Genomic DNA, 11,475 nt, shown 5'->3' with positions numbered 1-11,475 from the left:
GCATATTTCAATTTGTTTCAGAATTGCGTCTGCCAGTTCGTACCATGGTCCATTATATTCACGGGAACAAGTCAGGTAGCCTTGCTAGCAGGCTGTTGAAAAGCCCCTTGCGTGTTCAGCGAGGCCTGAAGGGTGCAGCTGTTGTGTTTTGTCGTAACGGACAGGGTGGTTCCCTTTCCTAGCGACAAAGCGCAGCAGATGTGCCCTTCAGGCCTCGCCCTCCGGGTCTTCCAGGCTGGCCCGCACTCGTTGTTGCGCTTTTTTGATGGATGGACATACACCTTCAAAAACGCGCCTAGATTGCGAACCAGCCTGAAAGACTGAATTCGCAACGGGCTTTTCAACAGCCTGCTAGACTGTCGGAAGTTTATTGATACGTACTAAGGAGTTAACGGTGTCGACACCGCAAACGGGGATTTTTGATCGTAGTTATCAACATCATCTGTTCTTCGAATTCTGCCTCGGCAGTGGCCAGGAGATGCAGGCGGTGAGAGCTGCACTGCGCCAGCTGAATTCGCTGAAAAGCGAAAAGACGCCGGTATTGATGGCGTTTGGCCCGGCCCTCTGGGAGCAACTGGATACCCGCTTCACCTTCCCGCCGTTTTCCCTGGAAGGCCATGTGCCGGCGACCCAGGGGGACCTGTGGGTCTGGGTGCAGGCGAAAGAGCGCGGTGATCTGTTCGATACCGGTATGCAGGTACGGGATGCCGTCGGCGAACTGCTTTCCACGCAACTGGAGCTGAACAGCTTCGTCTATCACGACATGCGCGACCTGACCGGTTTTGTCGATGGCATTGGCAACCCTACCGGCGACAAGGCAGAGCAAGCCGCCTTTATCGCCGAGCCGCATCCCGGCGCGGGCGGAAGCTGGGTGCTGACCCAGAAATGGGTTCACGACCTGAAGACATTCAATCAGTTGCCGGTGAGCGATCAGGAGAATGTGTTTGGCCGTACCAAGGAAGACGCGGTGGAATTCGACGAAGATCGCATGCCGCCGGATTCCCATGTCGGTCGCACGGATGTTGACCGGGACGGTGTTCCCCAGAAAATGTGGCGTCGCTCGGTACCCTACGGTGACAGCAGCGAGCACGGCCTGTATTTCCTGGCTTTCTGCTGCGAACTGGACCGCTACGACTACCTGCTTCGTCGCATGTACGGCATCGCCGACGATACCGTCAAAGACCGTCTGCTGGACTACACCCGCCCGGTGATGGGCTCGTGGTGGTACGCGCCGGATCAGGAGTGGCTCGACGGGATCAATTAATAGTTAATAATTAATAGTTTCACGATATAGATTTTATTGTTTTGAAACGTAAGAGGCCGCGCCCAGATGTATGGGCGCGGCCTCTTTGCTTTCCGCTAATGACGCGCTCACGCGCGTAGTTATTAGCTATTAATTATTCATTATTAATTGCTTTTTAGTCCGTTTTCCATTTGGTAAACATCTTCTTCACCAGGAAGGGGGTGAGTTTCAGCGAAGCGCTGAGCATCTGGCCGATGCCTTTCGGGAAGATGAAGTGCAGGGCGTTCTTGATGCCGTTGTAGGTGGCTTCGTCGAAGGGGTACCAGAAGATGTTGCGCCTGGAGGGCAGAATATCCCAGTTGACCGCTTTGGCCTGGGTCATTTCCTCCAGGCCTTCCGGGCCATGGGTGCGGCCGATACCGGATTCCTTCCAGCCGCCCCAGGGGGTTTCGGACAGGCCGTGGCTGTAAAGGTGATCATTGATGGTGGTGACCCCGGACTGCAGCCGGGCAGCAATGGCACGGCCACGCTTGTTGTTTTTGGTCCACACGGATGAGGTCAGTGCCAGCTTGGAGTCGTTGGCCTTGCGGATGGCGTCTTCTTCGTTGGCCACCCGTTGTACGGCAATGAGGGGGCCGAAGGTTTCATCGCACATGGTGAGCATGTCGTCGGTGACATTGGTCAGTAGCGTCGCCGGATGGAAGAAGCCGTTTTCCACATTGCCTACCGGGCGGGACTGGGCCTCGATACGGGCTCCCTTGGCGAGGGCATCTTCCAGGTGTTGCTGCACGGTACGTAACTGGCCGGCGGTGGTCAGGCTGCCGATATCCACGTTGAAATCGTTGCAACCCACGCCGTGACGTAGCTGGCGGGTCTTCTTGGCGAGCAGATCCACGAACTGGTCATAGACCGCGTCCACTACATACACCCGTTCCACGCCGCCGCAGCTCTGGCCGGCATTCTGGTAACCCGCCCAGGCCGCACCGTTGGTGGCGCGCTCCAGGTCGGCATCTTCCAGTACCAGCATGGGGTCGTTGCCGCCCAGCTCCAGGGAAACCGGAGTGAGGGTTTCTGCAGCCTGGGCCATCAGGGTCTTGCCGGCGGGAACGCTGCCGGTGAAGAACAGCTTGTCCACGCCATTTTCAAAGTAACCGGTGGCCACTTTGGAGCCGGAACCGACGATGTGATGGAACAGACCTTCGGGCAATTCACCGGCGGCGATGATCTGCTCGATGGCGCGTCCTACTGCCGGGGTGGCAGCGGCCACTTTCAGCAGTACGGCATTACCGGCCATCAGGCCCATGACAATTTCACCGAAGGGGATCGACAGCGGATAGTTCCAGGGGCTGATAATCCCCACTACGCCCAGTGGCACACGCAGCATGTGGGTCTTCTTGTTGAAGAACAGGATGCTGCCGCCGGGGCGGCTCTTCTCTTTCAGATACTTTTCAGCGTTGTTCGCATACCACTTGCAGGCCAGGGCGCAGGGCAGCACTTCGGTGGCCAGTGCATCGGTAAGGGTCTTGCCGTTGCTTTCGCTGACGGTGCGAGCCAGGTCGTCGGCGCGGTCGACAATGTAGCTGCGCATCATGGTGATATGGCGAGCTCGTTCCTTGAAGGATTTGGCCGCCCAGATTGCCTGGGCTTCACGGGCCCGGGTCATGATCTCGGGCAGCTTGGCCAGATCGGTTTCATTCAGCTCGGCCACAGCGGTGCCTGTGGCCGGGTTGGTGTCGAGTACGGTTTTGCTGTCGAGCTTTTCTTGCGCGGTCATGTGAGGAAGTCTCCATCACGGCAGGTCGCAAAGGCGGCCTGCGGGCTGTTCAGAGAGGGCCAGTGTCTGGCTCCGGAAAAGGCACATAGGTAAACACAGAGTAGACATTCTGGCTAGTGCTGTTCGGGCCGATTTGCCGGCGCTTCAGGCAGTGACGTCCCGGCTTGCTTGCGCTTCCGTCAGCCGGAACGCCATGCGCTCGAAGGTCAGTGCAATGCGCTCCAAAGCGCCGGCAATCAGATCACGGTCGCGCTGAGCCAGGTTGCCAGCGTCTTCCATTTCCAGTTTGAGCCTTTCCGATTGCTGGCGAAAGCCCTCGTCGACGGTGCCACGGGAGCAAGCCTGGTAGGCCGCAGCCAGCGCCAGTTGCCAGCGATCGGCGCTGTCGAGTAGCGCGGGTGGGGCATTGCTACGCAGGCGACTCTGAATCCACAGGGAGACCTGGCCCAGGTTCAGTCCAGTGAGGCCCAGGTCGGTGTAGTGCCGCTGGGCTTCCGGCAGAGCCTTGTCGCAGATGGTCAGCCAGCGCAGCCGGTCTGCCATGCGGGCGTTGAACCATTCCTCATTGATGTTGGCGGCACTTTTCGTGGCCGGTGCAGTATTGCCCAGCAAGGTCAGGTCGGTGGCGGTCTGGCGGATCAGTCGGCGGCGCAGGTTGGGGCCATTGGGAGGGGTAATCAGCCGGAACATGAGGAAGGCGATGGCGATTCCCGCCGTGATGGCAAGGCCGTTGCTGGCCACCCGGGCCACGTCAAAATCCATGGCATTGCCCGGCTGAACCAGAATGATGTAAGGGGTGCAGAAGCCCAGACCCAGGGGCAGGGTCAGGTGTTTGCTGATGGCCAGCAGGCCGACAAACAAAGGCGCACCGAGAATCAGGATCAGCAGGGGAAAGTTGCCGTTGTTGAGAGCCAGCAGTGGCAGGGTGAAGAACAGCGCCACCGGTGCGGCCAGCACGGAACTGAAAGTGGCCCGTTTCAATACCTGATCCGGCTCTGGCAGGCGTGCAAAGAGAATGGTGAACATCACCGGCATGATCATCAGCATGATGGCCATGGGGCTGGCGGTGCCTACCCAGAGGCCGGCGGCAAGCGCGAACACCAGCGCACTGCGCAAGCCCACGGCGGCAGCGATCTGCAGGTCCCGGTAAGGTCGTAGTCCCTGCGGTCGCAGTTGCACTTCATGGCTGAAATGCAGGGCACGGTTGGCCTCCAGAGCCAGGATCAGGTCCGCCGTCAGGTTCTGGCTGACCTGGAAGAAGCGCCGCTGCAGTGGCGGGGCATCCTCGGCTTGCTCGCCGCGGGCTTCGCGCAGTTGCTGGCGCAGGGCCTGGGCTTCTTTCATGGCCTGCTCGGCGGAGCGGGTTTCGCGCATGCGTTGGAATGCCGCTCGCAGGGCATCAAGCAGGTCTCGCAAGGCGGGGGTGAGCAGGTCGTCGTGGTTTCTCATCAGGCGCCCGATCACGCGGATACGGGCCACCAGTGACAGGGTTTTGTGGCAGATCACCGTGGCCGCCCGGGCCCGCCCGGGGCCATGGCTGCCCTCGTAATGAACGGCGCTGCTGTCATCACTGAGCGCGAAAATACCCTGCAACAGGGTATCCACCTGATTGTGGCGTTTGGCGTGGGTGCCCGTCGGGTCCAGTTCCAGCTCCAGATAGGCCAGTGTCTGATTGAGAGCGGTGCGGGCATGTTCCTTGAGCAGGCCACTGACCCGTACCGGCCACAGCAGGCTGCTGACCAGAGTGGCACAGACGGCGCCGATAATGATCTCACTGACCCGGGCGTTGGCAATGTGGAAGATGCCCAGGCTGGAGGTATTGGCCGGGTCGGCGATGGCCAGTACCACAATGAGGGTGGCGGTAATGCCCGCCATGGCGAAACCGTAGATGAAATTGGCCTGGCGTACCCAGGCGGAGGCGCCAGCATTGAGGCCGATCCACAGGGTCAGGGCGCCGATGGCGAGAGCCGGGTAGGGGAGTAGCCAGGCCAGGATCAGCAGGCCCACTGCACCGCCCACCAGGGTGCCGCCGATCTGGCAGAAACCTTTTTCAATCACCAGTCCGGTTTCCGGGCGGACTTGCAGGAACACCGCTGAGATCAGTGCCCAGTAGGGCCGATCCAGTTGCAGCAGCATGGACAGGTAGAGCGCCAGGGCCATGGCGATGACGCCCTTGGCAGCGAACAGGACAGACTGGCGATCCGGTGTGAGCAGAACGGCCAGTCGCGGGTCCAGAGTCATGGGGCTACTCTTCTAGTCCTGTTCGTGCAGGCGCACGGTGGCGGTCATGCCGGCGGCAAGCAGAATGTCGTCGGGAATGTGGTCCAGCTCGATATGCACCGGGATGCGCTGGGCCAGGCGCACCCAGTTGAAGGTCTGCTGCACCTGGGGCAGTAGCTGGCCGTCGGTCTGGGTGTTGGCGTTGGCAATGGCCTGGCCCACGCTGGTGACCTTGCCGCGCAGTTTGCGGGCACCGTTCATCAGTACCACGGTGGCTCGCTGGCCCACTTCCACCATGGGCAGCTTGGTCTCTTCGAAGTAGCCGGTGACATAGAAACTGCCGGTCTTGACCATGGATATCACCGGGGTGCCCTGATTGACGAAGTTACCCTGCTGAAGAGTCAGGTTGACGATGGTGCCGTCTGCGGGAGCTTCTACTTTTGTCCGCTCCAGATTGATTCTGGCGCTGGCCAGTTCCGCCTTGGCCAGTGCCACATTGGCGGCGGCAAGCTGGGCCTCAATACGGGCGCTGTCCAGTTCTTCACGGCTGATGCTATTGCCGGCGTGCAGGCGTTGGCGCCGCTCATACTGGTGCTGCGCCAGCCGCAGGGATTCCTGTTCGTGGAGCAGCTGCGCCTCGGCCTGGGCCAGGGTGGCCTGGTAGCGTATGTCATCGATACGGAACAGGGGATCGCCCTGTTTTACGGTCTGGTCGTCACTAATGTGGAGTTCGCGTACCCAGCCGGAGACATCCGGGGAGAGTGTAATGATCTCGGCGCGCACCTTGCCGTCGCGGGTCCAGGGGGCATAGAGGTAATAATTCCACACCCAGTTACCGGCCAGCAAAGCCAGGATGACCAGAACCACGGTGAGCAGAATGCGTAGCGGTTGTTGCATGAATTGTCCCTAACTCAGCGCTCGTAGGAAAAGGGCTACAAAGCAGATAAACAGTGACAGATACACCCAGGCGCTTTTCCAGAGCTGCTGATGCCAGCCCAGTTTACGCAGCAGCAAAAAAGAGAGCAGGGTGAGCATCATGCCCAGCAGGACGAATAGCACCATGGGGCTGATCAGTAGTCCGCCTACCGGAATTTCATGCAGCCACATCGTTGTTCCCTGGCAGTGTCATGTTAACCAGCATGGTAACGGATAATCCGGGGCGCCTGTAGGAGCACCTCTCGAGGTGCGAACGCGAGCCTTGGCGAGGGACAAGAATGTCCGGGTCTTTCTGAACCTGTCCAGGAAGTTGATGATCGGTCCTGGCTAACGCGCGGTTCGCACCTCGAGAGGTGCTCCTACAGGTGCCATAAGTGGAGGTGTGGTGAAGGCTGTTTCCTCGCTATGAAAATCCTTGGCACCGGGTGTGGATTCACTGCATCAGATTTTCGAGCAGTCGGGTGTAGATCTTGGTCAGCGTGTCCAGCTCGCTGATGCTGGTGTGTTCGTCCACCTTGTGGATGGTGGCATTGGTGGGGCCCAGCTCCACCACCTGGCTGCCGGTGGGGGCAATAAAGCGACCGTCGCTGGTGCCGCCGGCGGTGGACAGCTCGGTGTCGCGACCGGTGACATCCCGGATGGCCGCCACGGCAGCATCAACCAGGGCGCCGCGATCGGTGAGGAACGGCTGGCCGGACAGGGTCCATTGCAGGTCGTAATCCAGGCCGTGCTTGCCCAGGATCGCCTCGGTACGTTCGCGCAGCAGGGCATCGGTCAGTTCCGTGGAGAAACGGAAATTGAAGATCACCTCGCAGGTGCCGGGAATCACATTGGTGGCCCCGGTGCCGGCGTTGATATTGGAAATCTGGAAACTGGTGGCCGGGAAGAAATCGTTACCCTGATCCCATTCCGTAGCGGCCAGCTCGGCCAGCGCCGGCGCCACATCGTGCACCGGGTTGCGGGCCAGGTGCGGGTAGGCAACGTGTCCTTGAATGCCTTTTACGGCGAGCCGTGCGCCCAGGGAGCCACGGCGACCATTCTTGATCACATCGCCCACGCTGTTGGTGGAAGAGGGCTCGCCCACCAGGCAATAGTCAATGTGTTCGTTGCGGGCCTGCAGGTGTTCGACCACCTTGACGGTGCCGTTCACTGACGGCCCTTCCTCATCGGCGGTGATCAACAGGGCCAGGCTGCCGTTGTGGTCCGGATGCGCCGCCACAAAATCCTCGATGGCCACCATGATGGCGGCGATGGAGCCTTTCATGTCGGCGGTGCCGCGCCCATAGAGCAGATCACCTTCCTCGGTGGGTGTGAAAGGATCATATTTCCACGCCGACACATCCCCGGTGGGGACCACGTCGGTGTGGCCGGCAAAGGCAAATACCGGCCCTTGCGTGCCGCGCCGCGCCCACAGGTTGCGCACTTCCTCGAACCACAGGGTTTCGCACTGGAAGCCGAGCGCTTCCAGTTTTTCAATCATCCAGTCCTGACAGCCTTCGTCCTCAGGGGTAACGGAAGCGCGGCGGATGAGTTCTTTGGTGTAATCGAGGGTGCGGGACATGAAATCAGCTCCAAGCCTCAAGCGACAAGCTGCAAGCTCACAGACCGGGAAGGCCTGCTTGTCGCTCGCAGCTTGTCGCTTGTAGCTGTCTTTAGTTGTGCTTGTGCAGGTCTTCGTTCAGGGCGACGGCGCTCTTGTTGGTCAGGCACTGCACCGCACCATTGGTGGTGTTGCGGCGGAACAGCAGGTCGGACTGGCCGGCCAGGTCACGAGCCTTGACGGTGTTGACGATCTCGCCCTTGTCGTCCAGCAACTGCACCTTGGAACCGGAGGTGATGTACAGGCCGGCTTCGATGGTGCAGCGGTCGCCCAGCGGGATGCCGGTGCCGGCGTTAGCGCCCAGCAGGCAGCCTTCGCCCAGGGAAATGATGATGTTGCCACCGCCGGACAGGGTGCCCATGGTGGAAGCACCACCGCCGATGTCGGAGCCCTTGCCCACGAAGACGCCAGCCGAGATGCGGCCTTCGATCATGCCCGGGCCTTCGGTGCCGGCGTTAAAGTTGATAAAGCCTTCATGCATGATGGTGGTGCCTTCGCCCACATAGGCGCCCAGACGGACGCGAGCGGTGTCGGCAATACGCACGCCCTTGGGCACCACGTAGTCGGTCATCTTGGGGAACTTGTCCACGCTGTTCACTTCCAGCACCTTGCCATTCAAGCGGGCCAGCAGCTGACGTTCGGGCAGTTCGTCCAGGTCCACGGCACCTTCGTTGGTCCAGGCCACGTTGGGCAGCAGCGGGAACATGCCGGACAGGTTGACGCCGTGGGGCTTCACCAGGCGATGAGAGATCAGCTGCAGCTTCAGGTAGGCTTCCGGTGTGGACGCCGGCTCCGCATCGGTTTCCAGTACGGTGAGAACCACCGGGCGATCGGATTCCTGGAAAGCTACCGCGTAGCTGGCTTCATGCTCGAAACCGGCTTCACGCCATTCGCGGGCAATGTGCTGCACCTGGCGGTGCGTCAGTTCAATGGCAGCATTACCCCCTTCATAGCCCAGTTCTTCGCGAATGACTTCGACCAGTTTGTCATTCGGGTTGATAGCCGGGTCCGGGAAAAAGACTTCCAGCCAGTTGTCGTTGCGGTTCTTGGTGCCGCAGCCCAGGGCGATGGCGAAAAAGTTGCTCATGGTGTCCTCTCTTCAATGCGTCGGACGTCAGGCGTCTGACGTTTCTTAATTCAAAGTGTCTTTCCACTCGTCGGCCTTGAAACCGGCGAGGATGAAATGGTCGTTCTGCAGGATCGGGCGCTTGATGATGGACGGATTCTCCGTCGCCACGGTAATCGCCTTTTCCGTGTTCATGGATTCTTGTACGGCATCATCCAGCTTTTTCCAGGTGGTGCCGCGTTTGTTGATCACGGTTTCCCAGCCCAGCGCTTCCAGCCACTGACGAAGACGTTGCTCGGGCACGCCTTCCTTCTTGTAGTCATGGAAGTGATAGACGATGCCGTTGTCATCCAGCCACTTCATGGCTTTCTTCATGGTATCGCAGTTCTTGATACCGAAGATGGTCAGTTCCATGTGGTTTCCTCTTCGAGCTACAAGCTACAAGCTACAAGCCTCAACGCGGGATGTGTCGTAGCGCGCTTCAGCCTTATCGCCGCGTATTTGTGCGCGGGCAGAGAGCTTCAGGTTGAAGCCATCGTGATCCGTGTTGCAGCTTGAAGCTTGTGGCTTGTAGCTGCTTTTTACAGCGTATCCAGCAACGCCTTGATCCGTTTCGCCCCTTCCACACATTCCTCCAGCGGTGCCACCAGCGCCATGCGTACCCGGTTTTTGCCCGGGTTCTTGCCATTCACAGTCCGTGACAGGTAGCGCCCGGGCAGTACGGTGACATTTTGCTCCGCTTGCAGGCGCTGGGCGAATTCCTCATCGGAAATCGGTGTCTTCGGCCACAGGTAAAAGCCGGCAGCCGGGGCGGATACCTTAAGTGGGCCGCCGAGAATGTCCAGTACCGCGTCGAACTTTTCCCGGTAGAGGACGCGGTTTTTTTCCACGTGGGTTTCATCATTCCAGGCAGCGATGCTGGCCAGCTGGTGGTGAATAGGCATGGCGCAGCCGTGATAGGTGCGGTAGCGCAGGAAGCCCTTGAGGATTTCGCTGTCACCGGCCACGAAACCGGAGCGCAGCCCTGGCAGGTTGGAACGCTTGGATAGGGAGTGGAAGACCACACAGCGGCGATAGTCGTCCCGGCCCAATTCCGCACAGGCCTGAAGCAGGCCGGCGGGAGGTTTGTCCCGGTAGATTTCCGAATAGCACTCGTCCGAGGCGATCACGAAATCGTACTTGTCGGCCAGCTGGATCAGAGCCTTGAGCTGGGCCTTGGTGAGCGTGGCGCCGGTGGGATTGCCGGGGGTGCAGATAAACAGCAGCTGGGTACGAATCCAGGTGTCTTCGCTGACCGCGTCGAAATCCGGTTGCAGGCCGGTGCTGTCGGTGCAGGGCAGGTACATGGGCTCGCCGCCGGCCAGCAGGGTGGCGCCTTCATAGATCTGGTAGAAGGGGTTGGGCATCAGCACCAGTGGCTGACGCTGGCGGTCGATGACGGCCTGTGTGAAGGCAAACAGGGCCTCCCGGGTGCCGTTCACCGGTAGCACCTGGCTGGCGGCATCCACGCTGTTGAGGTGGAAGCGGCGCTTGAGCCAGGCGGCAATGGCCTCGCTCAGCTCCGGAATGCCGGCGGTGGTCGGGTAGCGCGACAGCAGGGCGGTGTTGTCGCCCAGTACCTGTTGCACAAAGTCCGGCGAAGGATGCTTGGGTTCGCCAATGGACAAGGCAATGGGTGACTTGTCCGAGGCGGGCAAATCCTTGAACAGAAGTTTCAGTTTTTCAAACGGGTAAGGGTGCAACCGTTCCAGATCTGGATTCATAAGGTCAGGAGTTTCCGTTGTTCTTGTCGTCGAGTTCTTTGATGAGGGTTTCCTGCAGCTCCTGACACAGGGCCGGGTCGGAAACCGGATCGCCATCGAGATCGGTAATAAAGAAGACGTCTTCCACGCGCTCGCCGAGGGTAGCAATGCGGGCATTCTGCACCAGCACCTCGAAGCGCATGAAAATGCGACCGATATGGGCAAGCAGGCCGGGGCGATCCAGGGTCTGGATATCCACGGCGGTGCGGTCGTTGACGATATCGTTGCTGATCAGTACCTGGGTGGGCACATCGAAATGCTTGTGTCGGCGGGGCATGCGTCGACTCACCGTGGAGGAGAACCGTTCCGGATGCTTCAGGGTCTCGGTGAGTGTTTTGCGGATCTGTTCGATGCGCGGCCAGTCCTCGCCAATGGGGGTGCCGTTTTCGTCCAGAACGATATAGGTATCCAGGCTGAAGCCGTCGGCACTGGTAATGATGCGCGCGTCCATGATGGTCAGGCCCAGGGTGTCCAGGGCGTTCACCGTGGCGCTGAACAGGTTGCGGGTATCCGGGGTGTAGATAAAGATCTGCGAGCCGCCGGCCAGCACACTCTGACTGGATTCGCGGATCAGCACCAGCGGGTCTTCCGGATCATCCCGATCCAGTAGCGCTTCGGTGTGCCAGGAGATGTCCCGGGGGGTTTCGCGCAGGAAATATTCGTCGCCGATGTTCGCCCATAGGGATTCGATCGCTTTGGGGTCATGGTCTCGCTCGGCAAGCATTTTCATTGCCGCATCGCGGGTTTCGTCGATCCAGTCCTGTTTTTCCACCGGGTTGTTGAGACCCCGGCGCAGGGCGCGCTTGGTTTCCGTGTAGAGCTGACGCAACAGGG

At 60.0% G+C, this 11,475-nt stretch carries 9 protein-coding genes and 1 pseudogene; 1 reads left to right on the top strand and 9 read right to left on the bottom strand.

Annotated elements, in window-relative coordinates:
* The first annotated feature begins 394 nt into the window (after positions 1-394).
* The gene (locus ACFE0K_RS00240; RefSeq protein ID WP_434534146.1) at positions 395-1,264 is read left to right on the top strand and encodes a Dyp-type peroxidase; all 870 of its coding nucleotides are present in this window, start codon (positions 395-397) and stop codon (positions 1,262-1,264) included.
* Between the two features lie 154 nt (positions 1,265-1,418).
* Here the strand turns inward: ACFE0K_RS00240 and ACFE0K_RS00235 are convergent, their stop codons facing one another.
* From ACFE0K_RS00235 to glnD, 9 genes and pseudogenes are all read right to left on the bottom strand, one after another.
* Entirely contained in the window at positions 1,419-3,017 is a 1,599-nt protein-coding gene (locus ACFE0K_RS00235) for an aldehyde dehydrogenase family protein (RefSeq protein ID WP_434534145.1), read from the bottom strand.
* Between the two features lie 144 nt (positions 3,018-3,161).
* Positions 3,162-5,258 carry an FUSC family protein gene (locus ACFE0K_RS00230; RefSeq protein WP_434534144.1) on the bottom strand — a complete coding sequence of 699 codons (2,097 nt, stop codon included), beginning with the start codon at positions 5,256-5,258 and terminating at the stop codon, positions 3,162-3,164.
* 12 nt (positions 5,259-5,270) lie between these two features.
* Positions 5,271-6,134 carry an efflux RND transporter periplasmic adaptor subunit gene (locus ACFE0K_RS00225; RefSeq protein WP_434534143.1) on the bottom strand — a complete coding sequence of 288 codons (864 nt, stop codon included), beginning with the start codon at positions 6,132-6,134 and terminating at the stop codon, positions 5,271-5,273.
* Positions 6,135-6,143: 9 nt separating this feature from the next.
* Positions 6,144-6,344, bottom strand: a complete 201-nt coding sequence (locus ACFE0K_RS00220) for a DUF1656 domain-containing protein (RefSeq protein WP_434534142.1) — start codon at positions 6,342-6,344, stop codon at positions 6,144-6,146.
* 262 nt (positions 6,345-6,606) lie between these two features.
* Complete coding sequence (gene dapE, locus ACFE0K_RS00215; protein WP_434534141.1) at positions 6,607-7,734, bottom strand: succinyl-diaminopimelate desuccinylase; 1,128 nt, start codon at positions 7,732-7,734, stop codon at positions 6,607-6,609.
* Positions 7,735-7,825: 91 nt separating this feature from the next.
* A complete protein-coding gene (dapD, locus tag ACFE0K_RS00210) occupies positions 7,826-8,860 on the bottom strand; it encodes a 2,3,4,5-tetrahydropyridine-2,6-dicarboxylate N-succinyltransferase (RefSeq protein ID WP_434534140.1) in 1,035 nt (344 codons plus the stop codon).
* Between the two features lie 45 nt (positions 8,861-8,905).
* Positions 8,906-9,253 carry an ArsC family reductase gene (locus ACFE0K_RS00205; protein WP_434534139.1) on the bottom strand — a complete coding sequence of 116 codons (348 nt, stop codon included), beginning with the start codon at positions 9,251-9,253 and terminating at the stop codon, positions 8,906-8,908.
* 167 nt (positions 9,254-9,420) lie between these two features.
* Positions 9,421-10,602, bottom strand: a complete 1,182-nt coding sequence (gene dapC, locus ACFE0K_RS00200) for a succinyldiaminopimelate transaminase (protein ID WP_434534138.1) — start codon at positions 10,600-10,602, stop codon at positions 9,421-9,423.
* Positions 10,603-10,606: 4 nt separating this feature from the next.
* A pseudogene (gene glnD / locus ACFE0K_RS00195) lies at positions 10,607-11,475 on the bottom strand ([protein-PII] uridylyltransferase); the annotation flags it as partial.

Source organism: Alcanivorax sp. (assembly GCF_051117345.1).
GTDB lineage: Bacteria > Pseudomonadota > Gammaproteobacteria > Pseudomonadales > Alcanivoracaceae > Alcanivorax.
This window is presented reverse-complemented; position numbering and strand designations above follow the sequence as displayed.